This is a genomic window from Micromonospora craterilacus, from assembly GCF_003236315.1.
GTDB classification, from domain to species: Bacteria; Actinomycetota; Actinomycetes; order Mycobacteriales; family Micromonosporaceae; genus Micromonospora; species Micromonospora craterilacus.
Window position 1 is genome coordinate 16555 of record NZ_POTY01000001.1, and the last position, 23375, is coordinate 39929.

At 71.5% G+C, this 23375-nt stretch carries 20 protein-coding genes; 10 read left to right on the plus strand and 10 right to left on the minus strand.

Features of this window, described 5'->3' with window-relative positions:
- Window positions 1–93: 93 nt before the first annotated feature.
- Genes C1I95_RS00065 through C1I95_RS00075 form a run of 3 tightly spaced genes read right to left on the minus strand, consistent with a single transcriptional unit; the run spans window position 94 to window position 3995 of the window.
- Window positions 94–1053: an enediyne biosynthesis protein gene (locus tag C1I95_RS00065; protein WP_233513159.1), complete on the minus strand. Its 960-nt coding sequence runs from the start codon at window positions 1051–1053 to the stop codon at window positions 94–96.
- Entirely contained in the window at window positions 1050–2972 is a 1923-nt protein-coding gene (locus tag C1I95_RS00070) for a CRTAC1 family protein (RefSeq protein WP_438941264.1), read from the minus strand. The genes C1I95_RS00065 and C1I95_RS00070 overlap by 4 nt, the downstream gene beginning before the upstream one ends.
- A 54-nt stretch (window positions 2973–3026) precedes the next feature.
- Window positions 3027–3995 (minus strand): DUF1702 family protein, encoded by a 969-nt coding sequence (locus C1I95_RS00075; protein WP_111211645.1) that lies wholly within the window; start codon window positions 3993–3995, stop codon window positions 3027–3029.
- A gap of 269 nt (window positions 3996–4264) precedes the next feature.
- Here C1I95_RS00075 and C1I95_RS00080 point away from each other — a divergent pair, with 269 nt between their 5' ends.
- The 3 genes from C1I95_RS00080 to C1I95_RS00090 all read left to right on the plus strand — a co-directional run bounded on the left by C1I95_RS00080 (window position 4265) and on the right by C1I95_RS00090 (window position 7563).
- On the plus strand, window positions 4265–5131 hold the full coding sequence (locus C1I95_RS00080) for a helix-turn-helix domain-containing protein (RefSeq protein ID WP_438941263.1): 867 nt from the start codon (window positions 4265–4267) through the stop codon (window positions 5129–5131).
- 76 nt (window positions 5132–5207) lie between these two features.
- On the plus strand, window positions 5208–6569 hold the full coding sequence (locus C1I95_RS00085; protein WP_111211646.1) for a nucleotide sugar dehydrogenase: 1362 nt from the start codon (window positions 5208–5210) through the stop codon (window positions 6567–6569).
- Between the two features lie 4 nt (window positions 6570–6573).
- A complete protein-coding gene (locus C1I95_RS00090; protein ID WP_111211647.1) occupies window positions 6574–7563 on the plus strand; it encodes an NAD-dependent epimerase/dehydratase family protein in 990 nt (329 codons plus the stop codon).
- Window positions 7564–7626: 63 nt separating this feature from the next.
- Here C1I95_RS00090 and C1I95_RS00095 read toward each other — a convergent pair whose 3' ends face one another.
- The gene (locus tag C1I95_RS00095) at window positions 7627–8808 is read right to left on the minus strand and encodes an acyltransferase family protein (protein WP_158566217.1); all 1182 of its coding nucleotides are present in this window, start codon (window positions 8806–8808) and stop codon (window positions 7627–7629) included.
- Window positions 8809–9035: 227 nt separating this feature from the next.
- Window positions 9036–9773, minus strand: a complete 738-nt coding sequence (locus C1I95_RS00100; protein WP_111211649.1) for a class I SAM-dependent methyltransferase — start codon at window positions 9771–9773, stop codon at window positions 9036–9038.
- Between the two features lie 119 nt (window positions 9774–9892).
- Between C1I95_RS00100 and C1I95_RS00105 the strand changes: the two genes are divergently transcribed.
- The gene (locus tag C1I95_RS00105) at window positions 9893–10282 is read left to right on the plus strand and encodes an ArsR/SmtB family transcription factor (protein ID WP_111211650.1); all 390 of its coding nucleotides are present in this window, start codon (window positions 9893–9895) and stop codon (window positions 10280–10282) included.
- A 281-nt stretch (window positions 10283–10563) separates the two neighbouring features.
- Here the strand turns inward: C1I95_RS00105 and C1I95_RS00110 are convergent, their stop codons facing one another.
- Window positions 10564–11751 carry a glycosyltransferase gene (locus tag C1I95_RS00110; protein ID WP_111211651.1) on the minus strand — a complete coding sequence of 396 codons (1188 nt, stop codon included), beginning with the start codon at window positions 11749–11751 and terminating at the stop codon, window positions 10564–10566.
- A 188-nt stretch (window positions 11752–11939) separates the two neighbouring features.
- On the opposite strand from C1I95_RS00110, the gene C1I95_RS00115 reads away from it, so the two are divergent.
- The 3 genes from C1I95_RS00115 (at window position 11940) to C1I95_RS35055 (ending at window position 13965) form a co-directional block, all read left to right on the plus strand.
- Window positions 11940–12713: a class I SAM-dependent methyltransferase gene (locus C1I95_RS00115; protein ID WP_111211652.1), complete on the plus strand. Its 774-nt coding sequence runs from the start codon at window positions 11940–11942 to the stop codon at window positions 12711–12713.
- Between the two features lie 143 nt (window positions 12714–12856).
- Window positions 12857–13396 carry an SRPBCC family protein gene (locus C1I95_RS00120; RefSeq protein WP_111211653.1) on the plus strand — a complete coding sequence of 180 codons (540 nt, stop codon included), beginning with the start codon at window positions 12857–12859 and terminating at the stop codon, window positions 13394–13396.
- Window positions 13396–13965 (plus strand): SRPBCC family protein, encoded by a 570-nt coding sequence (locus tag C1I95_RS35055; RefSeq protein ID WP_158566219.1) that lies wholly within the window; start codon window positions 13396–13398, stop codon window positions 13963–13965. The genes C1I95_RS00120 and C1I95_RS35055 overlap by 1 nt, the downstream gene beginning before the upstream one ends.
- 163 nt (window positions 13966–14128) lie before the next feature.
- On the opposite strand, the gene C1I95_RS00130 is transcribed toward C1I95_RS35055, so the two are convergent.
- The 4 genes from C1I95_RS00130 to C1I95_RS00145 form a co-directional block, all read right to left on the minus strand.
- Window positions 14129–14971 carry an ABC transporter permease gene (locus C1I95_RS00130; RefSeq protein ID WP_111211654.1) on the minus strand — a complete coding sequence of 281 codons (843 nt, stop codon included), beginning with the start codon at window positions 14969–14971 and terminating at the stop codon, window positions 14129–14131.
- A complete protein-coding gene (locus C1I95_RS00135) occupies window positions 14968–15960 on the minus strand; it encodes an ATP-binding cassette domain-containing protein (protein WP_111211655.1) in 993 nt (330 codons plus the stop codon). The genes C1I95_RS00130 and C1I95_RS00135 overlap by 4 nt, the downstream gene beginning before the upstream one ends.
- 127 nt (window positions 15961–16087) lie before the next feature.
- Window positions 16088–17794, minus strand: a complete 1707-nt coding sequence (locus C1I95_RS00140) for an ABC transporter substrate-binding protein (protein ID WP_111211656.1) — start codon at window positions 17792–17794, stop codon at window positions 16088–16090.
- A gap of 24 nt (window positions 17795–17818) precedes the next feature.
- Complete coding sequence (locus tag C1I95_RS00145; RefSeq protein WP_111211657.1) at window positions 17819–18817, minus strand: methyltransferase; 999 nt, start codon at window positions 18815–18817, stop codon at window positions 17819–17821.
- 163 nt (window positions 18818–18980) lie between these two features.
- On the opposite strand from C1I95_RS00145, the gene C1I95_RS00150 reads away from it, so the two are divergent.
- The 3 genes from C1I95_RS00150 to C1I95_RS00160 all read left to right on the plus strand — a co-directional run bounded on the left by C1I95_RS00150 (window position 18981) and on the right by C1I95_RS00160 (window position 23335).
- On the plus strand, window positions 18981–20348 hold the full coding sequence (locus C1I95_RS00150) for an aminotransferase class V-fold PLP-dependent enzyme (RefSeq protein ID WP_111211658.1): 1368 nt from the start codon (window positions 18981–18983) through the stop codon (window positions 20346–20348).
- 1 nt (window position 20349) lies between these two features.
- Window positions 20350–22026, plus strand: coding sequence for an ABC transporter substrate-binding protein (locus C1I95_RS00155; protein WP_111211659.1), 1677 nt, complete (start codon window positions 20350–20352; stop codon window positions 22024–22026).
- 67 nt (window positions 22027–22093) lie between these two features.
- Window positions 22094–23335 (plus strand): DUF885 domain-containing protein, encoded by a 1242-nt coding sequence (locus C1I95_RS00160; protein WP_111211660.1) that lies wholly within the window; start codon window positions 22094–22096, stop codon window positions 23333–23335.
- The last annotated feature ends 40 nt before the right edge of the window (window positions 23336–23375 follow it).

Below are 23375 nucleotides of genomic sequence, written 5' to 3' on the forward strand. Positions count from 1 at the left end.
CGCTCCGCTCGGCGTCGACCTGAGCCCATTCCGCGCTGCATTGACGATTCACTCGCTGCCGCTCGCTCATGCCACCACCTCGCTGCCGCTCGTTCATGTCCGCACCATCTCGCGGGCGACGGTGGACGACACCTTGCCGTCCAGGGCGCCGGTGCCGGCTGGGTCCGGGCGGTTGGCGAGTCGCACCGCGTGCAGCGACCACAGGAAGCCGCCCCGGATCAGGCAGACGATCGCGGTGGCGAAGAACAGGCCGTACACGATGGATGCTCCGGTCAGGACGCCGTAGACCAGGGCGACGCCGCCGCCGAACGCGAACTGCGACAGCGGTTTCGACGGCGTCGTCCCCGGGTCGGTGATCATGTAGTTGGTGAACAGGACGAACGCCACGCCGGTCATGGTGGCCAGCGCGGACGGGATGGAGGTGTCCAGCACCAGACCGCGGAACACCGACTGCAGGACGAACACCCCGAGCCAGCCGGCGATCAACCACATCCGGCCGGTGAGTTTCGCGTTCAGCATGGTCCCGAGAACGACGATCACCGCCGGGACGATCCAGTCGGCGACGCCGGTGAGGTTCTCGGTGAACTGGTACGGCGGAGCGATGGAGATCCAGGGGAACAGCAGCAGCACGATCGCGATGCCGAAGTTCGACGGGTTCATGAAATGCCGCAGCCGTCCCTTGACCGGGGCCCGGAGCAGCCACTTGCCGCTGATCGCGATGGCCACCGCGAAGAGCATGACCGGCAGGCGGTCGTTGACGTACAGCAGCATGTTCACGGCGAGACTGGTGATGTGCGCGGGGTAGAGGAACTCGACGAATCCCCGTACGCCGCCGCCGAGGTAGCGCGGCCGGCGTTCCTCGGCCCACGCGCCGATCGTCTCCAGCAGGATCTCGACGCCGTAGCCCACGGCCACCGCGATCAGCGGCCAGGCCCAGGCCTGCTCGAACCCGAGCACGGTGTACCCGAAGATGTTCAGCACCGTGATGGAGATGGCGAACCTGCGCAGCGCGGTGACGATCCGGGGGTCCTTCTGCATCGGTTGCTGCGTCATCGCGAGGCCTCCCGAGCCTGGGTACCGAGGGCGAGGGTGTGTCGGCCGGGAGTGAGCCGCAGCTCCTGCTCCCGGGGGGTGCCGCCGCGGTCGCGCCAGCTCAGCTGCACGGTGACCGGGCCGGTCACGTTGCCGAGGCCGACCGAGACCTCGTTGCTGCGCCGCCCGGAGTGGCCGCTGCCGCCGTCGACCCGGTCGATCAGCACCCGTCCGTCCGGCGTGGTCACCCGGACCTGCGCGCCGACCACCGGCGATCCGGCACCGGCGAGCGGGTCGGTGGCCGGCGCCTGCTCGTGCAGCAGCCGCAGGGTGAGGTTGGCCCCGGTGTCCGGGCTGTCGTTGTGGTAGAAGACCGGCGCGTCCCACTGCCGGGCCACGGCGAAGTCGAGCCGGCCGTCGCCGTCGGCGTCGGCGATGGCGATGCCCCGGCTGGGCACCCGGTCGGCGAGCCCGAGCTCGACGCTCAGGTCCTCGTACCGGCCGTTGGCGCCCTGCACGTGGAAGGCCAGGTGCTGACCGCCGGCGATGTCGTCGCCCTGCTCGACCCGCGGCCACCACCGGGGGTTGGACAGCAGTTCGTCGTTGGCGGTGGCGGTCTCCTGCAACTGCGCCCAGCGGTTGACCTCGCCCTTGACGAAGCCGGCCGTCTGCACGATGTCCGGCCGGCCCCGGTTGGTGAAGTCGGCGATCTTCACGTCCCAGCTCCAGCCGCTCCACGCCAGGCCCATCTCGGCGCTGCGGTCCTTCCACGGCGCCGTCCCGTCCAGCAGCGCCGCGCGCAGTTCGTCGACGTCCTTGGCGGTGTTCATGAAGGCGAAGTTGCTCTCCTGGATGCCGAACGACGTGGTGATGTTGCCGACGTACAGGTCGAACATGCCGTCGCCGTCGAGGTCGCCGAAGTCGACGCCCATGCCCTTGAACGAGTCGTGCCCGACCCGCTTGGACTTGGGCGTCAACCCGGGCAGCCCCTTGCTCTCCACCAGGGCGAAGGCGATCTTGCCGGGCTCCGAACGGTTGTGCAGCATCCGGTCGGGCCCGAAGTCGTTGGCGATGTACAGCTCGGGGAGCAGGTCGCCGTCGACGTCGTTGGCGGCGGCCGCCAACGTCCAGCCCCGGGACACGTCCGTCGCGAAGACGTCCGGCACCTCGGCGTACGAGACGCTGGGCGCGGTGCCTGCGGTGCCGCCGGTGAACCGGAGCATGTGGTCCTCGCCGCCGTTGAGGGCGTTGGACATCGACCGGTTCATCACCACCCCGCCGTTCTCGCCCGGATCGAGGACCGGGCTGTCCGGGAAGTAGTTGCCGATGTAGATGTCCAGGTTGCCGTCGCCGTCGAAGTCGGCCAGCGTCGCGGCGTTGGTGTTCCACTTCGGGCCGGTGTAGGTGGCTCCGGCGGGCACCCGGTCGGGCAGCAGCTCGACCGCCTGGTAGGCGTCCCGGGACAGGCCGGTCGCGTCGGCCCGGGCCAGGAACGCCACCGGCGTCCGGCCCCAGAAGTAGACCAGCAGGTCGGTGCGGCCGTCGCCGTTGAGGTCGCCGGGCAGGCAGCCCATCGGGGCGATGTGCGGGTTGGTCGGCAACGGTGCCAGGTCCAGCACGAACGGTTGGTAGCGGTCCGCGCCGACGGTCGGTGCCGGGGACACCACGACCTGGTCGATGCGGGGATCGGTGATGCACAGGTCGTTGGCGAGCCCGTCGCCGTCGAGGTCGTTGATCGCGATGCCCGCGCCCACCGAGGAGATCCACGCCGCCAGGTGCTGGTACGCGCCGTTCACCTGGCGGATCGACTGCTGTGGCAGACCGCCCGGCATGGACAGCGACAGGGGCGTGAACCGGTAGGGCTGGGACATCTCACGCCGCTCGTCGGCGCTCGCCTCCGGCAGCCGGACGACCACGTAGGTGCCGATGAGCAGCACCATCGCGACCACCCCGGCCAGTTGCCGGCGGAGCACTCTCAATATTGTCGACAAGGGTCAGCACCTCCCCAAGGTCACGAACTGCTCGGCGATCCGCTGCCGCCACACCAGGTAGGCCGGGACGGGCCCGTCGTGGTCGAGGCCGTCCAGCGCGGTCTGGGTGACCTTCGCCGCCTGCGCCGCAGGCGTGCCGCAGAAGACCTCGGTGGCGACCCCGGTGTGTTCCGTGGTCAGGCCGGCGCGCCCCCGGGCCTGGGCCGCGAACGCGCTGCCCTGGGCCATCGCCGGCGCGTGGGCCGCACCACGTACGGCCAGCCGGAGCAGCACCTCGCGGGAGGCGCCGCCGGCGTAGGTGGCGGCGAGGGCAGTGCCGCTGTACAGGTCCTCGCGCCGCTCGGCGGGGAACCGGTCGATCGTGTCGGCCACCCGGTCCGGGTCGGCACCCGCCACGAACCACAGCGCCCGGCCGATGCCCTGATCCACCACCTGACCGGTCCACCGCCCGGCGGGATCCCCCGGCCACGGCCCGACGTGGCCACGGTGGTGTTCCCGTACGTAGCGCGCGGTGTGGAAGTACGCCTGGTGGAAGCCGTACCCGTCGAGGGCGAGCCAGCCCAGCAGGCGGTCGGTCGGCTGGACGGCCCGCCGACGCCAGCGCGGCAGCCGGGCCATCGCCCAGCCCATTCCGACGTGGACCATGTAGACGTGCCGGTCGGCCGGTCCGGCGAGGAAGCGGGCCACCCGGCTGCCGCCGGTCAGCCCGTCCAGAACGGCGAAGCCCATCGCCGCGCCCTCGTACGCGAAGCCGCGCATGTCCGGCTCGACGGTCTCGAGTCGGTCCGTGGTCTCGGCGGGACCGCGTTCGGCCATGGCGTGTCCGTAGCCGGTGAGGAAGTGGACGCCGACGGACTCCAGCCGCTCGCGGCTCGCCTCGTCCCGAGCGTGGAAACCTCGGGTGGCGAAGCTGGTCTCGGCCATTGCCGGTGTCAGAAGGTATTGACGAATGGTTCGCCAATTGACGGGCATGGCGTACTCCTGACGCGCGTCATCTGCAATGATTCCGACCCGGTCGACAAATAGACTCCACGAAAAAAACTGGCCCCCCGACCGGAGCCTCCGTCGCCGTGCCAGTACCCAAACCATGTTTCACGGCGATCATCGGAGTTACTTCTCTCATCTTGCTCGGCTGGTTCCCGAATTGCGGGACAACCACGGCACCCTGGGCATCAAGAAAACTTCAAGGACGACCGCGCACACTCCACAGCGGTGCCCGAACGACTGCCCAGGGAGTTCTTGTGAAATCGACGCCAGGCGTTACGCGGAGCACGGTCGACCACTCCCGCGAGGCAGCCGCGGCGCGGGCCATCAACTACATGCGCGGTCATCTCGCCGAGCCACTCCAGCTGGCCGATCTGGCCCGGGTGGTCCCCTTCAGCCCGTTCCACTTCCACCGGCTCTTCCGGGACGTGACCTCGATGACCCCGGCCCGGTTCCTCGCCGCGCTGCGGATGGCGGAGGCGCGCCGGATGCTGCTGCACTCCGGCCTTACGGTGACCGCGATCAGCGGTCACGTCGGCTACACCAGCGCCGGCACGTTCACCACCCAGTTCTCCCGCCTCGTCGGTACCTCGCCGGGGCACTTCCGCCAGCTGGCGCGGCTGCTGGCCGGGCGGCCCTGCCACGTACTCGCGGAGTCGCTGCGCAGGGTCACCACCGAGGTCATCCGTCCCCGGCTGACGCTGCACCTGCCGGACAGCGCACCCGGCGACCTCGTCCTGGTGGGCCTGCGGCCCCAGGGGGAGGCCACCGACTCGCCGACGGCCTGGGCGGTCTCGGCCGGTGGCGCGGGCGTGCCGGTGGTGGCCCGTCCCGGCGTGTACCACGCCCGGGCGGTCCTGGTCCGCAGTCACAGCACGGTGGCCCGTGCCCTGGTGGACGAGGAGCCCACCAGCTACCTGGTCGGCGCCGCGGACCTGCTGCTGCCCCGCGACGGCCGGGCGAGCGCCCGGATCGAGGTCGAGCCGCCCAGACCCACCGACCCGCCGGCGTTGGCGATCGGGCCGGTGTGCCGGCTGGTCGAGACGTTCACCGGGCGGTCCGGGTCGAACCGCTGGTCGGGACCGTCCCGACCGCTCGGTCGCCGCACGCTGGCCACCGCGTGACCGGGCCGTACGGGCAACTCCGCACGGTGGTGACGGAACCACCAGGCCACGAACAGGAAGGCGGTGCCGGGCGATCATGCCGTTCGTTCCCGACCTCGGCCGGGCGTCCCCGCTGAGGGTCGCCGTCGCCGGCGCCGGCTACGTCGGCACCTGCCTGGGTGTCGCTCTCGCCGAGCGCGGCGCCGAGGTGGTGGCGATCGACAGCGACCCCGCCACCGTCGCCGACCTGCGGGCCGGCCGTTGCCGGCTGCCCGAGCCCGGCCTCGCCGCCGCCGTCGCCGACCTCACCGCCGCCGGACGGTTGACCGCGAGCACGTCGTACGACGCGGTGACCGGGGTCGACGTGGTCCTGGTGACCGTGGGCACGCCGACCGACCCGCGGGGCGAGATGGTCGCCGACCAGCTCGTGGCGGCCTGCGAGCAGATCGCCGGACGGCTGCACGCCGGGCAGTTGGTGATCGTCAAGTCGACGGTCTCCCCCGGCACCACGCGGACCCTCGTCGCTCCCCTGCTGGAGCGCGGCGGGCTGGTGCGCGAATGCGACTTCGGGCTGGCCTTCTGCCCGGAACGGCTGGCCGAGGGGGTGGCCCTGGCCCAGGTGCGCGCCCTGCCGGTGGTGGTGGGTGGGATCGGTCCCCGTTCCGCCGCGGCGGCCGAACGGTTCTGGCGCTCCGCGCTGGGCGTCGACGTCCACCAGGTGCCGTCGGCCGAGGCTGCCGAAGTGGTCAAGCTGACCACCAACTGGTGGATCGACGCGAACGTGGCGATCGCCAACGAGTTGGCCCGGTACTGCGCGGCACTCGGCGTGGACGTCCTGGACGTGATCGGCGCGGCGAACACCCTGCCCAAGGGCGGCAGCATGGTGAACCTGCTGATGCCCGGGGTGGGTGTCGGCGGTTCCTGCCTGACCAAGGACCCGTGGATGGCCTGGCGTGACGGTCGGCGCCGGGGCGTGTCGCTGCGGACGGTGGAGACCTCCCGGGCGGTCAACGACGACATGCCCCGCTACACCGCCTCGCTGATCGCCGACGAGTTGCTCAAGCTCGGCCGGGACCGGTCGGACACCACCGTCGCCGTGCTCGGCGCGGCGTTCAAGAACGACACCGGCGACGTCCGCAACACCCCGGTCCGGGGGGTGGTGTCGGCGCTGCGCGAGGCCGGGTTCCGGATCCGGATCTTCGACCCGCTGGCCGACCCGGCGGAGATCGCGGCCCGGTTCGACCTCACTCCGGCGGCGAGCCTCGACGAGGCGGTGGCCGGGGCGGGCTGTCTGGCCTTCCTGGCCGGGCACCGCCAGTTCCACGAACTCGACTTCGGTGCCCTGGCCACTCGGGTGGACAGCCCCTGCCTGGTCTTCGACGGGCGCATGCACCTGGCGCCGGCGCGCATCCGCGAGCTGCATCGGCTCGGCTTCGCCTATCGCGGTATCGGGAGGTGAGACGGTGCCAAGGTCTCTGGTCACCGGTGGCTTCGGCTTCATCGGCGGTCACGTCGTCCAGCGCCTGCTCGGGCGCGGCGACGAGGTCGTCGTCTACGATCCCGCCGATCCGCCGCCGGACCTGGCCGACGTGGCCGCCGGGGTCCGGCACGTGCGTGGCGACGTGCGCGACGCCGAGGCGCTGGCGACCGCCGCCGACGGCGTCGACGAGCTCTACCATCTCGCGGCGGTCGTCGGCGTCGACCGGTACCTCACCCGGCCGCTCGACGTGGTCGAGATCAACGTGGACGGCACCCGCAACGCGCTGCGGGCCGGCCTGCGGGCCGGGGCCCGGGTGCTGGTCTCCAGCACCAGCGAGGTGTACGGGCGCAACCCTCGGGTGCCGTGGCGGGAGGACGACGACCGGGTGCTCGGCAGCACGGCGACCGACCGGTGGTCGTACTCGACGAGCAAGGCGGCGGCGGAGCACCTGACGTTCGCGTACCACCGGCAGGAGGGCCTGCCGGTCACCGTGTTGCGCTACTTCAACGTCTACGGCCCGCGCCAGCGGCCGGCGTACGTGCTGAGCCGGACCATCGCCCGGCTGCTGCGCGGCGACCCGCCGGTGGTGTACGACGACGGCCGGCAGACCCGCTGTTTCACCTGGGTGGACGAGGCGGCCGAGGCGACCCTGCTGGCGGCCGGACACCCCCGGGCGGTCGGCGAGTGTTTCAACATCGGCAGCAGCGTGGAGACGACCGTGGCCGAGGCGATCCGGCTGGCCGGCGTGGTGGCGGGGGTGCCGGTACCGGCGCAGACGGCGGACACCGGGGCCGGGTTGGGCACCCGCTACCAGGACATCCCGCGCCGTGTCCCGGACTGCGCCAAGGCCGCCGCGCTGCTCGGCTGGCGGGCCGAGACGCCCCTGGAGACCGGCCTGCGCGCGACCGTCGAGTGGGCCCGGCGCAACCCGTGGTGGACGGCGCAGGCCGACGACGGGCTGGTCGTCCGTTAGACCTGGGTGCGGCATCCGTCTTCCCGGCCCGTGAGTGGTCCCGGGCCGGGAAGACGGAGGCGGTCAGGCCTGCTGGTGCAGGACGGTGGCGGGACCGGAATCGAGGTCGGGCCGGCGGCCGGCGGTGCGGGCCTTGGCGTAGCGGCGGCGCAGCGGCTCCTCCACCCAGCGGTAGAGGCCGACCGCGACGGCGGTCGACGCCAGCAGCATCGCGCCGGCGATCAGGAAGCCCGCCCCGGCGCCGAACCGCTGGTCCGCGCCGACCAGGTGCCGGATGATCAGCATGATCGGGAAATGGATGATGTACAGCGCGTACGACGCGTCGCCCAGCATGACCAGCGCCCGGGAGCGCAGCACCCGTCCGCGGCCCTCCAGGTCCGCCTGGGCCAGGTTCGCGACCAGTGCGAACAGCGGCAGGAACAACGCGGCGCTGAAGATGAAGGTGAACGGCAGCATCGGTGTCACCAGGAAGGCGAGGATCGTTCCGGTGATCAGCTTCCAGCGGGCGACCCGTCGCCACCGGCCGGCCTGGACGATCCGCGCCAGCACCATGCCGAGCAGGAAGTTCAGCAGCCGCACCGGCGGGAAGGTGTAGACGAACCAGTACTCGTTGAGGTTGAACGGCAGCCAGCTCAGCTGGGGGGCGCCGGGCAGCAGCGGGCTCAGCGCCGAGATCAGCAGGATCCCGCCGACGATCGCGAGGCACCACCGCCACAGCCGCTCGGTCGGGATGCGCAGGACCAGCGGCAGCAGCAACGGGAACAGCAGGTAGAAGAAGGCCTCGGTGGAGATCGACCAGGCCGGCGCGTTCAGGTAGAACAGGTAGTCCCAGGACGGCACCCACCCCTGCACCAGAAACAGGCTCGCCACCGCCGGTCCCGGCTCGAGGTCGGCGGAGAAGCCGCTGACCGGTGACGGCGCGGTGGCGATCAGGACGAACGCCACCGCGACGCCCCAGGCGAGTGCGTGCAGCGGCACGATCTTCCAGAACCGGCGGCGCCAGAACCGCCTGGCCGTGTCCCCCGCTGGTGCCGACCAGGTCAGGACGAAGCCGCTGAGGGTGAAGAAGGTGGCCAGGGCGGCCGACGCCAGCGGGGTGGTGAGCCCCAACCCGAGTTGCAGCGCGTCGTCGGCGAAGAGCTGGGAGGTGAAGATGAGGTGGACCGTCGCCACGGTGAGGGCGAGGAAGAAGCGGTATCCGGTAAGTGCTGGCAGCTGATGCGGTCGTGCGTCGGTGTGTGTCACGTCGCTCCTCGGATGGGAAGGCCGCGCCGCCCGGTGAGTCCGTAACATTTCCGACTCATATCTGCCAACGAAACGGGATCAATCCGTCCGCCACGCAAATTTCCGGCACCTTGCGAATTGGTTGCAGCCAATGCGACAATGACACGCCAACAATGGCGTGGTCACCGTCCTATCGGCCGGTTCGACGCTCCGGAAAGTGGTGGCTCGACGCCGAGGAGACGGTACGGTCAGCCCGTTCCCCGGGTGGCGTACCCACCGGTACGAGTAGCCACGAAAAGCCCCCGGCCGGTCAGCCAGCCCGCCTCGTACGAGCCCTCGCAGCCGGCGGCGGCGAACGCCTCCAGGTACTCCTCGCGAGTGAACATCGTGAGCAGACCGACCTGGCTGAACTCGCGGATTCCGGAGGCGTCACCCACCAGCCAACGCTCCTCCATCCGGGTCACCCGACCCTGCCGGGTGGAGCGCGAGACCCGGGCCACCGTACGGTCCGGCTCCCGCACCAGGTCGCCGCCGACGTAGCCGTCGATGAACTGCTCCGGGAACCACCACGGCTCCAGCACCAGCACGCCCCCCGGCGTGAGGTGCGCGGCCATCGCGGCGACGGCGGCCCGCATCTCGGCCAGCGTGCCGAGAAAGTTGATCGCGGTGAACAGGCAGGTCACCGCGTCGAAGGTGACGCCGAGACGGAAGTCGCGCATGTCACCGGCGTGCAGCGGCACCCTGGGCAGCCGGCGACGGGCCAGTTCCAGCATGGGCGGGGCCAGTTCGACGCCCTCGACGTGAGCGAACCGGCCGGCGAACGTCTCCAGGTGCGCCCCGGTGCCGCAGCCGACGTCGAGCAGCCGGGCCGCACCCGGACGCACGGCGAGAATCCGGTCCGCCACGTCGGCCGCCTCCGCCTGCCAGCTCTTGCCCCGGCCGCGGTACGCCGCCTCATACACCTCTGCGTGCTCCGGTCCGAACACCAATCCCCCTCCCGGCGCCACCCGGGCTCACCGCCGGGCGGCGATCTGGATCGGCGTCGACGGAACTACGACAGCCGAACCTGCCGCTTCTATAACCCCAGTCTGATATTGTCGTACCCGTGCACGCGTTCGACATCCTGGGTGACCCGGTCCGCCGGCGCATCATCGAGCTGCTGGCCGACGGTGAGATGTCGGCCGGCGAGGTCGGCGCGATCGTGCAGCGCGAGTTCGGCATCTCCCAGCCCGGCGTCTCCCAGCACCTGCGGGTGCTGCGCGAGAACGGCTTCGCGACCGTGCGCCCGCAGGGCACCCGGCGGCTCTACGCCGTCGATCCGACGCCGCTGCAGGAGCTGGACCACTGGCTGGAGCGCTACCGGGGCTTCTGGAGCCAGCGCCTCGACGCCCTGGGCACGGAGATCGCACGGGGTCGCATCCGGCGGCAGGCCGAGAGCGGCGAGGGGCGGGCTGGCCGCCGACCGCGCCGTCCGGCCGGCGACGCGGGCGACTAGCCGACCGCGCGCGGGCCAGGCCGCGCCGATGAACCCGTCCACCCGCACGGACCCGCTCCGGGCCGCGCCGCCCCTGGCTGACCCGGGCATGATCACGAGCGTCACCGCGGCGCAGTCCGGGCGGCCGCCAGGCGTCGGCCCGGTTGGAGGCGCACCTGTCCCCCGGTCTGGAGGCGGCGCCGGCTCGCCGACGTACCGCGAACCGCATTGACCTGGCCGCACCGGGCGGTCGGTCACCGCGCGTCGCCGCGCCCGGCGCCGGCCCCGGTGCCGCACGGCGATCAGTTGGTCCGTCGCTCGGCGAACTCCGGCAGCCGGCGGACCACCTCCTCGGGCGCCGGCATCGCCGCGATCTCGGCGGCGACCGCCTTCGCCGCGGTCCGGTAGCTCTCGTCGGAGAGCAGCCGCTTCGCGGTGCTCGCCACGGCCTCAGAGTTGATGGCGTCGGGCAGCAGGTGGTCACCGGCCTTGGCCTGGGCGACCGCCTGGGCGTTGGCGAAGGAGTCGCCGGCCCACGGGAAGGACAGCTGCGGCACGCCCGCGTCGAACGCGCCCAGCGTGGTCCCGCTGCCACCGTGGTGCACCACCAGGTCGACGTGCGGCAGCAGCCCGGCCTGCGACACCCACGGCTCGACCCGCACGTTCGCCGGCACCTCGCCGAGGTGGGTGACGTCGAGGGACGGACCGCTGGCCACGAGAACGTCGACGTCCAGCGTGGCCAGCCCGTCGATGGCGGCCCGCAACACCTCGACGGTGCCGCCGCTGGAGGTGCCCAGGGTCAGGTACACCAGTGGGCGCGACCTGTCTCCCGAGGTCACCCAGCTCGGCACATCCGTCCGCTCGGTAAAGGGAACCGGGCGCAGCTCGTACCGCTCGGCCCGGGTCCGGAAGGCCGGGTCCTGCAACGACGGCGGATAGATGTCGAGGAACGGGTTACCGAACGCGTCGATGCGCCCCGGTGGCAGGTCGATACCGAGTCGCGCGGCGAGCCGCCCAACCTCCTCCTCGATGGACCCGGTCAGCTCGTCCGGGGTGTCCCGACCGACGCCGTGGCAGATCGTCGGGATCCCCGCCTTGGTCGCGGCCAGGCCCGCGCCGTAGTTACTGATCTCCTGTACGACGAGGTCGGGGCGGAACCCCTCGATCACCGGCTGGAGTTCGTCGAAGATGCGTTGTGGCATCACGTTGCCGAACACGATCTGGGGCAGCTCACTGAGCTGCTCGGGGGTCAGCCCCTCGGGGCTGTCGGTGTCGAAGCGGATCCGCAGCGCCGCCAGGAAGCCGTCGAAGACCGGCATCCCAGTCGCGACGGGGTCGAAGCCCTGGGCGCGCAGGGTGTCCGCGAAACCCTCACCGGTGGCGAAGGTGATCTCGTGGCCCGCGTCGCGGGCGGCCGCGGCGAGCGGCAGCAGGGGGTAGGTGTGGCCGTGTGTCCCGAGGCTGGCGAACAGCACACGCACGTCGATCACTTGCCTTTCCGGGGAGGGTCAGCAGGAAGACTCATCAACTTGACTCATATCTAGCACATGCTTGAGTCGATCTACATTGGTCTAGCTTGCGGACCTGCCCCCACCGGCGATCCTGGCATGTTGTGCCACCCAACCCCGCTCAACTACGCTTGAAACAATAAAGTGATCTACGTATCGGGAGGCACTGGATGGGCAGCGGTGACGGCCAGGACCTGCGTGCGTTCGTGCACGACTCGGCCGAGGAGACGGATACAACCCAGCGCCTGACGAAGCTTCTGACCAACTCCCCCATCCCCACCGAGGAACTGGTCAACAACCTTCCCCTCTTCCTGCGCCGGCACCAGATAACCGATCTGCTGTCCATGGACCACCTCTACCGCGAGGTCCTGGACGTGCCAGGCGTGATCATGGAGTTCGGCGTCCGGTTCGGCCGCCACCTCGCCGCCTTCACCGCCCTGCGCGGCCTCTACGAGCCGTACAACCCGCTGCGGCGCATCATCGGCTTCGACACCTTCACCGGGTTCCCCGAGGTCCACGAGGTCGACATGGTCGGCCCGACCGCGTACCAGGGACGCTTCGCCACACCCGGCGGCTACCCTGCGTACCTTCAGGAGGTCCTGGAGGCCCACGAGCGCAGCGAGTTCTTCGGCCACGTGACCCAGCGCAGCGTGCTGGTGGAGGGGGACGTCCGGGAGACGGTGCCGCGCTACCTGGCGGAGAACCCGCAGACGGTCATCGCGCTGGCCTACTTCGACCTGGATCTCTACGAGCCGACCAAGGCGGTGCTGGAGGCGATCCGGCCGCACCTCACCAAGGGCAGCATCGTCGCCTTCGACGAGTTGGACAACCCGAAGTGGCCGGGCGAGAACGTCGCGATGCGGGAGGTGTTCGGCCTGGACCACGCCCCGCTGCGCCTGATTCCCGGCCGGCCAGCGCCGGCGTACCTGCGGTGGGGCGACTGAGCGCGAGTGTTCACCCGTGCCACCCGGCCGATCGAGCGGACAACGTATAAACTGGTGCTTACGTTTGTGCCGACTTATGGAGGACCGGGCAGCGGACCTCGACAGACCGCCCGTCTTCCGCACAGCGACAGTGAGGACGAGACATGCCACAGGAGAAGACCGTGCCGGCGAAGAGCACGGCGGCCAAGAGCACCGCCACCAGGAAGCCGAAACCCCCGAACTACGATCCCTTCGTCCGGCACAGCGTCACGGTCAAGGCCGACCGCAAGACCGCCTTCAAGGTCTTCCTGGAAGACTTCCCACAGTGGTGGCCGAAGAACTTCCGCACCACGAAGGTCGGCGCCCCCCTGGGCGTCGACCCCAAGACCGGCGGACGCCTCTACGAGATCGACGAGCAGGGCGAGGAGCACACCTTCGGTCTGATCCGCAAGGTGGACGGCCCGGACACGCTGGCCGTCGGCTGGCGCCTCAACGGCTTCGGCCGCATCGACCCGGACAACGCCAGCGAGTTCACGGTGACGTTCGTGCCGGACGGCCAGAAGAAGACCCGGGTGGACGTCGAGCACACCCACTTCGACCGGATGGGCACCAAGCACGCCAAGCGGGTGCGCAACGGCATGGACAAGGGCTGGCCGACCATCCTCGCGTCCTTCCAGACGAAGATCGAGGAGGCCACGTCGTAGTGACCGACCTCAACAACCCGGTGGCCTCCGGTCAGCCGACCGAGCGGGTGCTCGGCCAGCGGTCCATCCCGGCCGGCGAGGCCCGCAGCATCATCATCCGGCAGCGCTACGACGCTCCCATCGAGGAGGTCTGGAGCGCCTGCACCGACCCGAACCGGATCAACCGCTGGTTCATCGAGCCGAAGGGCGACCTACGGCAGGGCGGCACCTTCGCTCTCCAGGGCAACGCCCACGGCGACATCCTCCGCTGCGAGCCGCCGCGCCGGCTCACCCTCGGCTGGATCTACGGCGACAAGCCGGACAGCGAGGTGGAACTGCGGCTCAGCGAGGAGGGCACCGGCACGCTACTCGAACTGGAGCACGCCACGGTCTCCGACGAGATGCTCGTCGAGGTGGCCGTGGGATGGGAGATGGCCCTCGACTTCCTGGGCATGTTCCTGCGGGGCGACCTGTCCGGCGGGCCGATCCCCGAGGACGCCGCCGCCGAGTTCGAGCCGAGCCCCGAGATGATGCGGATCGCCCAGGAACGCGCCGAGACCTGGGCGGCCCTGGTGAGCTCCGGCTCCTGAACGGGCGCCCGCCCACAGCTACCGACGGCGGCCCGGCCGGACCACACCTCCGGCCGGGCCGTCGTCGTGCCTCCTGCGGCCGGCCACCCGAACGGATCACCGCCACCGGCCAGCGGCCCCGGTACCCTCGGACGAGGAACCGGGGCCGGGCGCCGCTCAGCGCTCAGCGCTGCTTACGGCTGTAGAGCAGGACGGTCGGCGGCGCGAACAGGACGACGAGGACGGCGCAGGCCAGCAGGCCGGCTCCCAGGTCGCCCGAGGCCAGGTCGCCGTGCATCAGACCACGGGTGGTGGTCGCGGCGTGGGTGACCGGGTTGAGCTTCACCACCGCCTCCAGCCAGCCCGGCATGGTCTGTTGCGGCGCCAGGATGTTGCTGCCGAACAGCAGGATGAACTGGAGCAGGTTGACGATGCCGGCCGCGGCTGTCGGCTGGGGGATCAGCACCGCGAAGAACATCCACAACCAGCTCACGCTGAAGGTGAAGAGCTGCAGGTAGAGCAGCGCGAGCAGCACCCCGGAGAAGCCGCCGTCCGGACGGAAGCCGAGCAGCAGGCCCAGCGCCAGCGGCACGACCGAGGTCAACGCGTATCGCAGGACGTCGCCGCCCATCGTGCCGACCAGTACCGCGGGCTGCCAGATCGGGGTGCTGCGCACCCGGTCGAACATGCCGGTCGCGATGTCCCGGTTGAGCGTGAGGGCGCTCATCATGCTCGACGCCACCAGCGACAGGACGATAACGCCGGGCAGGAAGAACTGGAGGTACTCCCGGGGCGATCCGGCGATCGCGCCACCGAGCAGGTAGGTGAAGACCAGCGTCAGGATCACCGGGAAGACCACGGCGGTACCCAGGTGGTCCTGCACGTACTTGAGCTTGATGAGCGTCCGCCAGGCAAACGTGCGGCAGGCGAAGAGCGGGCCCGGGGCGGGCGGTCGTTGCGCGCCGGCCACCGACCGGCTGAAGATCTCGGCTGCGGCTGGCCGAGCCTCCGTGCTGGATGACGTCATGCCGGTACCTCTGCTTCTTCTTCTCGGGTGCCGTCGAGCGTGGAGTGACCGGTGAGCGCGAGAAACACCGTGTCGAGTGAGGGCTTGCCGAGGCTGAAGTCCTCGACGCCGATGCCGGCGCGGGCCAACTCGCCCAGGGCCCGGGCGGCCCGGTCGGCGTCGGCGATCTTCACCGACAGCCGCGACGGGTTGGAGTCGGAGTCGGGCTCGACGCTGGCGCCGATCGCTCCGGCGAGCAGCGCGCCCGCCTCGGCGCGGCGCGCGGGATCGACGAGCTGCACCTCCAGCACACCTTCGGCGCGACTGGCCTTCAGCTCCGGCGGGGTGCCCCGGGCGACCAGGCGACCCTGGTCGATCAGCGTCAACTCATCGGCCAGGTGGTCGGCCTCGTCGAGATACTGCGTGGTGAGCAGGACGGTGCCACCGTCCCGGACGAGGTCCCGGATCATCTGCCAGACCTCGCTGCGGCTGCGCGGGTCGAGACCGGTGGTCGGCTCGTCGAGGAACAGCAGCTCGGGCGTCACCACCATGCTCGCGGCCACGTCGATGCGCCGACGCTGGCCACCGGAGTACGTCTTGACCAGGCGGTTGCCGACCTCGGTCAGATCGAACGCGGCCAGCAGTTGCTCACCGCGGGCGCGCGCCGGGCCGTGCCGCAGCCCCTGAAGGCGGCCGGCCAGGATCAGGTTCTGCAGGCCGGTCATGTCCTCGTCGAGCGCCATGGTCTGCCCGGTCAGGCCGATCCGGCGGCGCACCGCCGATGCCTCGCGCACCACGTCATGGCCGAGGACCGTGGCCGTGCCGGAGGTCGGCCGCAGCAGGGTCGTGAGCATCTTGATGGCGGTCGTCTTGCCGGCACCGTTGGGGCCCAGGACACCGTGGATCGTCCCGGTGCGTACCGCCAGGTCCAAACCGTCGACGGCGCGCGTCTCCCCGTAGACCTTCACCAGCTCATGGGTCTCGATGGCCAGCGCTGGGTTGGTTGTCATGCTCTCTCCCGTCGCGTCACAGGCGAACTCGGGCAGCCGAATCGCGAAAACTCGCCCGGATCAAGCTACAGAACCTACTTATATCATTCAAGCCTGCTATTAGCCGTGACGACATTAGTGGCCGCCATCAGTCCGGCGGGTCCAGCCACAGGTTGGCCGCGTCGTACCAGCGGTCGACGTGCGGGAGCGGAATCGCGTCGCGGACCCGGGCGCTGGTCAGGTGTTCGATGGTCGGCTCGCAGACCAGGATCGGCACGATCGCCACGTCGGCGAGGACCTGCCGGTCGACCTGGTGCCACAGCTCCGCCGCCTCGACCTCGGTCGGCGCGGACAGTGCCCGGTCGATCAGGTCGTCGACGACCGGGTTGAGGTAGCCGCCGTAGTTCGCCGTGCCGACGGCGGTGTGGGACTGGAACATCGGCTGGACGTACGACCGGCCGTTGTTGCCGAACCAGTCGGGCATGAACGCGGCCGGGGTGATGTCCCAGTCCCCCGCCGCGGCGCGCTTCGGATCCTGCAGGATGCGGTAGTACTCGTCGGTCCGGTCGATCTCCACCAGCCGGACGTCGACGCCGCCCGCGGTCAGGTCCTCGGCGATCGCCTTGGCCACCTGGCCGTGCACCGCGTCGATCCGGTAGATCATGGTCAGCGTCAGCCCGTCCGGGTAACCCGCCTCGGCCAGCAACTCCCGACAGCGCGCGCGGTCGCCCCGGTCGCCCGGCGTCGGGTACGGGTCGTACTCACGGTGGCCGACGTTGCCGGGTGGGATGACGGTGTGCGCGGGACGGGTCACCGTGCCGATGTTCATGTCGTCGAAGAACCGGACCAGCCGCGCCTTGTCGATGGCGTACGCGATGGCCAGCCGGACCTCCCGCCGGCGCAACGCGCCCCCCTCCCGTGGGCTGTGCAGGTTGAAGGCGAGGTAGGGGTTGAGCGCCCAGCCGAGGTCACGGTCGGCCTCGGTGCGCCGGCGCGGCCGCCCGACGGCGGCGCCCCAGGACAGGTCCGCCCGGCCGCTGGCGATCTCGGCGCGGACCCGCTCGTCGCTCACCCGGGCCATCCGGACGTCGATCCGCTCGACGTAGCGGCGGCGGATCGGGTCGGCGGCGGCCCGCCAGGCCGGGTTGTGGTCCATGGTGAGGTGGCTGCCCGGGACGTAGCCGGTGATCCGGTACGGCCCGTTGGAACGCACCTGCCGGGCGAAGTCCGGGCTGTCCGGGACCAGTTCGTCGTACTCGGGTGGTGCCGCCGAGGCGAACGGCATCGCCAGCAGGTTGAGCAGGTCGTTGGCGGGCCGCAGCAGCTCGATGACCAGCGTCCGGTGGTCGACGGCGCGCAGGCCGGAGATGTGGTGGCCGTTCTGGTACGCGGCCAACTGCGCGGCGGTGGGCGTACGGCCGGCGAAACGGGCCCGGTAGCCCTCGGCGAACTCCGCCATCCCGGCGATGGTGCTGGTGTAGTAGGCCAGCGCGCCCGCGCCGACCACCGGGTTCGCCATCCGTTTGAAGCCGCGCACGAAGTCCCCGGCGGTGACCGGCCGAGGCGGGCTGGTGTCCCAGCAGACCCCGTCACGAAGGCGGACGGTGTAGCGCCGGCCGTCCGCACTGAGCCCGCCGTTGGCGACGGTGGGCAGCTCGGCGGCCACGTCCGGGACCGGCACCAGCGCGCCGGCGTCCTCGGTGGTCGGGTAGCTGAACAGCTGCCGGGCGAACAGCCGGATCACCTGGTGGGAGAAGGCGTAGTAGGCCGCGGCGGGATCGAGGTGGTCGAGCCCGCCAGGGCCGTAGTAGCGCAACGTGCCGCCGTGGCGGGGGCGTGGGTCGTGGTCCGGCACGGGTCTGCGGCCCTCTCTCCCTGCTCAGGCCGGCACGCCGACCGCGACGGACATCACCGACGAGGTGCCCACCACCTGCTCCAGGCGCAGGCCGGCGGCCGCGAACAGCGGCTCCAACTCGTCGGCCGTGCGCTCCTGACCGGTACGCGCGGCCAGCATCATGAAGTCCATCTCCTTGCTCTGATGCGGGTCGTTGCCCTCCGGCACGATCGCGTCGACCATCAGGACCCGACCGTGCGCCGGCATGACCCGTCGGCAGTTGGCCAGGATCCGGACGCTGTGCTCGTCGTCCCAGTTGTGCAGGATCCGCTTGAGCACGTGCACGTCGGCGTGCGGCGCCTCGCTGAGAAAGTCGCCGGCGACGACCTTCCAGCGCCCGGCCACGTCCGGCTCGTCCAGCCGGTGCCGGGCGACCACCTCGGCCCGGTCCAGCAGGATTCCCTGCAGGCCGGGATGCTCCCGCAGGACGGTGAGCAGGAAGCCACCCCGCCCGCCACCGACGTCGGCGACGGTGCCGGTGTCGGGGAACAGGCCGGTGCGGGCGAGGATCCGGTGCTCGGCCGCGCTGACCGTCTCCATGCCCTGGTAGTAGAGCGCCTCGACCTCGGCGTCGTGGTCGAAGTAGTCGTCCAGCGAGCCGCCGAAGATCTCGGCGAACGCGGGCCGCTCCGGCCCCATCGCGGCCGTCACCCGGTGGCTCATCGTCCAGAACATGGTGTCGGTGAACATGAGGATGCCGGCCCGTGCCGGCACCGGGGAGTCCGAGCGCAGCGCGGCACCCTTGTCGGTGAGGGCGAACCGGCCGTCGCGCTCGTGCACGACGTCACGCGCGGCGAGCAGCCGCAGCACCCGGCGCAGCGCGTCGGCGTCGGTGCCGGTGGCGGCGGCCAGCTCGGTCGCCGTACGCGGTCCGTCGACCAGGTGGTCGGCGACGTTCACCGTCGCGGCCGCCCGCAGGGCGGCCGCGTACGTGTAGCCCATCGCCTCCTGATACAGGGCCAGCGCCGACTGCAACCTGTCCATATCCCCTCCGGCCCGTGATCGTGGACTGCCCGGCGTGCACTGTCCTGAATGCTATACCTGAATGAAGTGGGTGTCAGGGAGGCCGAGCGGGTTTACCGCAACTTGCGCGATAGTCGGGCCCCCATTCACTTGAGAAAGTGGTGGTGGTTCGTCTTCGGCCCGGGTGCATACGACCCCCGGGCACGCCATTGGCTACGAAGGGATCGCCGTGAGCCATACCGTGGAATCCCCGGGCCCGGCCGCCGTCTCGGCGTCGGTGTCACCGAGCCCGTTGCGCACCGCGTCGTGGGCCCGCATCCGGGAACTGTTCGCCCTGGACCCGACGACCGTGCACCTCAACACCGGCACCGTCGGCGCGATGCCGTACGAGGTGCTGGACACCGTCGACCGCGTCACCCGGCAGTGGACCGGCGGGCTGCTCGACGTCTACCGCCCGGCCATGTTCACCGAGTACCGGGACTACATCGCGCGGACGTTCGGAGTGGACGAGGACGAGATCGTCATCTGCCACAACGCCACCGAGGGGGTCGCCCGGGTCATCCACGGGCTGGACCTGCGCGAGGGCGACGAGGTGGTGACCACCACCCACGAGTGCTACTCGGTGCTGTCCAACTTCAACCTGCTGCGCAACCGGCACGGCATCGTGGTACGCACCGTCACCCCGCCGTCGGGCCACCACGTACGGGCCGAGGAGATCGTCGAGCTGGTCGAGGCGGCGATCACACCGCGCACCAAGGTGCTGTCGTTCGCGGCGATCACCCTGTTCACCGGCACCATGTTCCCGGTCCGGCAGCTGTGCGAGCTGGCCCACCGGCACGGCCTGACCACCGTCATCGACGGCGCGCTGATCCCCGGGATGCTCGACGTCAACCTGCGCGACTACGGTGCCGACTTCATCACCTGCTCCGGCTCGAAGTTCCAGTGCGGGCCACTGGGCACCGGCCTGATCTACATCCGCAACAAGGTCGTCCCCGAGTCCAACCCGCTGCCGCTGCCCACCTTCTGGCCGCTCATCTCGACCTGGTACCCGATGATGGGCAGCCCGCCGCCGCGCACCGCCACCGAGGTGGAGAGCTACAACATGGGCGACTACCTGCAGAGTGCGGGCAGCGCCAACCTGGCCCGGGGCGCCGCGCTGGCCCGCGCGTTCGAGCTGTGGGACGACATCGGACGGGACCGGATCGAGGCGTACGTGATGGACCTCGCCGAGTACGCCCGCGGCCGGCTGATCGAGGGCTTCGGCGTCGAGGCCCTGTACTCCCCCGGCGCCGACCCCCGGCTGCGCTCGCCGCTGATCGCGTTCAATCCGTTCCGCCGTCCGGAGGACGCCTGGAACATCAAGAAGTTCATCACCTTCGTCAAGCGGCTGGAGACCGAGCACCGGATCTGGACCCGATGGACCGAGTTCGACGTCCCCGGTTCCCCGCACCAGCACTACGCGGCACGCATCACCACGCACCTGTTCAACACCCGGGAAGAGATCGACCACAGCGTACGGACGATGGTCCGCCTTGCCGAGGAGATGTCCTGACGTGACCCAGGCACGCAGCGCAGTGACCACCAGGCCCGACACCCGGCAGCAGGACCTCCTGCGGCTGCTCGGCCCGGCCGCCGTCCACCAGGCCGACCCGGCCGCCGCCTGGACCCCGGCCGAGCGCCAGCTGCTGCGCCTGACCACGCGGCAGCTGGTCAGCTACCGTGCGGCGCCCGACCCGACCGACTGGCGGGCGCTCGGCCCGGTCGGTGACCTGGCCGTCGACGTGCCCTCGACCTACAACGCCGGGCTCGGTGCCAGCCACCGCTCGTACGTGGCGCACCTGCGCCCGGACGTGTGGTGGGACACCCCGCAGCCGCGACGGATCACCGCCCACGACGTCGTACGCGGCTTCAAGCGCCTGGCCAACCCGGTCATCCGGCACCCCGCCCTGGCCTACTTCCGGGGCACGCTGCGCGGCATGGACCGGTACTGCGCCGAGTACGCCGACGCGGTCGCCGGCCAGCCGGTCACCGCCGCGCTGCTGGCGGCCTTCGCCGACGCCCACGAACTGCCCGGCGTGTTCGCCGTCGACGACGAGACGGTCGTCCTCGAACTCGTCCGCCCGGCGCTGGACTTTCCCGACCTGCTCGCGCTGAGCTGCGCCTCCCCGGCCCCCGCCGAGTACGACGCGTACCTGCCGGGCAGCCCCGAGCTGCACGCCAACCTGGTCGCCAGCGGTCCGTACCGGATCGCCTCCTGGCAGCCCGGGGCGGCGATCCGGCTGGAGCCGAACCCGACCTGGCGGCCGGAGAGCGACCCGGTGCGGCGGCGACTCTTTGCCGCCGTCGAGTTCCGGGTGTCCACCGGCGGTCCACGCCAGCTGGCCGACCGGCTCGCCGCCGACGAGGCCGACCTGCCGTGGGGCGTGCCCGTCGGCCCGGTGCCCGGGCACCGGGCCGACCCGTTCCTGGTGTTCAACCTGCGCGACCCGGCCAACCCGGCGGTCGGCTCGGCCACCGTGCGGCGGGTGGTCGCCGACACGATCGACCGGTCGGCGCTGGCACGGATCGCCGGCGCCGCCGACCCGTGGTCGGATATCCGCGAGGCGCACACGGTGGTGCCGCCGGGCAACGACGGCCACCGACCCCCGGACCCGCTCGCCGACCCGCTACCCCCCGACGGCGGCGCACGCGAGCGGCTCGCCGCGGCCGGGCACCCGGACGGGCTCATCCTGACCGCGGTGCACCCCGACACCGCCGAGGACCTGGCGCTGGCCCGCACCTGGGCGGCCGACCTGGGTGCGGCCGGTGTCGAGGTGCGGCTGGTGGCGCTGGACGAGGTGAATCACCGGGCACTGCTGGCCGGCACCGCGGACGCCCCGGCCCTGCGCTGGGACGTCAGCACCGCGTCACGCACCGCGCCCTGGGGGTACGGCAACGCGCGGGCGTTCCTCCAGCCGCTGGTGGACGCCGGCAGTCCCGGCGGCTACCACGATCCGGAGATCGACCGGATCGTCGAGCAGGCGCTGGACGCCGCCGATCCCCGGGAGGCCGTGGCGCGCTGGCAGGAGGTGCAGCGTCGGCTGCTCGCCGCGGGCGCCGTCGTACCCCTGCTGTTCCGGCGGGCCACGGACGCCGCGCCGCGCGGCCCCCGGGTGCGCGACGTGGCTCCCCTGCCCTCCCTCGGTGGCCTGGCCGACCTCGGTGAGGTGCGCCTGGAGGGGGGCCGGTGAGCGCGCGGAAGCGAGCGAACCAGCAACGCCGGGAGAATGCCGACCCGCGGCGCAGCGGAGGTACGGCATGAGCGGCACCGAGGACGTCGTCACCGACTACCTCGCGTTGGGCCTGCGGATGGGCCGGCTCGTCGACGGCTACGTCGACTGCTGGTTCGGCGACCCGGCGCTGGCCGACCGGGTCGCCGCCGAGCCCGCCCCGGAGCCGGCGGTGCTGGCCGCGCAGGCCGGCGACCTGCTGGCCCGGTTGCCCGACGCGGACCTCGACGCCGGGCGCCGGCGGTTCCTCGTCGCCCAGGTGACCGCGGTGGAGTGCGCGGCCCGGCGGGCCGCCGGCGAACCGCTCGGCTTCCTCGACGAGGTGCGGACCTACTTCGACGTCGAGGTCGGGCTCGGCGACCCGGAGCGGTACGCGGCGGTGCACGCGGCCATCGGCGAGCTGCTGCCCGGCAGCGGCCCGCTGATGGACCGGGTCGAGGCGTTCTACGCCCGCAACGTGGTGCCGCCGCAGCGGCTGGCCGGGGCGGTGCGGGCAGTCGCCGACGCGCTGCGCGACCGGGCCCGGCCGCTGCTCGGGCTGCCGGAGGCCGAGCGGGTCGACATCGAGGTGGTTCGCGACCGGCCGTGGAACGCGTTCAACCGCTACCACGGCGGGTTCCGCTCCACGGTGACGCTGAACGAGACGGCGGGTCGCACGATCGCCGTGCTGCCGTTGATGGCGACCCATGAGGCGTACCCCGGTCACCACGTCGAGCACTGTCTCAAGGAGGCCGGCCTGGTGCGTGCGCGGGGCCAGGACGAGCACCGCATCGCCCTGGTCAACACGCCACAGTGCCTGGTGGCCGAGGGCACCGCCGAGCACGGCGCGGCGGCCCTGCTCGGGCCCGGGTGGGGTCGGTGGACCAGCGCGGTGCTGGCCGACGAGGGCGTCACCGTCGAGGGTGAACTGGTCGAGCAGCTGGTCGGGCTGGTCAACCAGCTCATGCCGGCCCGCCAGGACGCCGCGATCCTGCTGCACGACCGGGGTGCCTCGGTCGACGACGCGGTGGCGTACCTGCACCGTTGGCTGTTGCTGCCGCGGGACCGGGCCGAGCAGATCGCCACGTTTCTGACTGATCCGCTGTGGCGGGCGTACTCCACGACCTACATCGAGGGTGCCCGGCTGGTCGGCTCGTGGCTGGCCGTCCGGCCGCCCAGCGAGCCGCTCCTGAAGCGGTACCGCACCCTGCTGACCGAGCAGGTGCTGCCCGGTCAGCTCCGCGACGGCACCGTCCCGGCACCGGCGGATCCGGTCCGTGCCGCCGGCTGACCCCCACCCCGGCTCGCGGCGTCCGGACCGTTCACCGCCG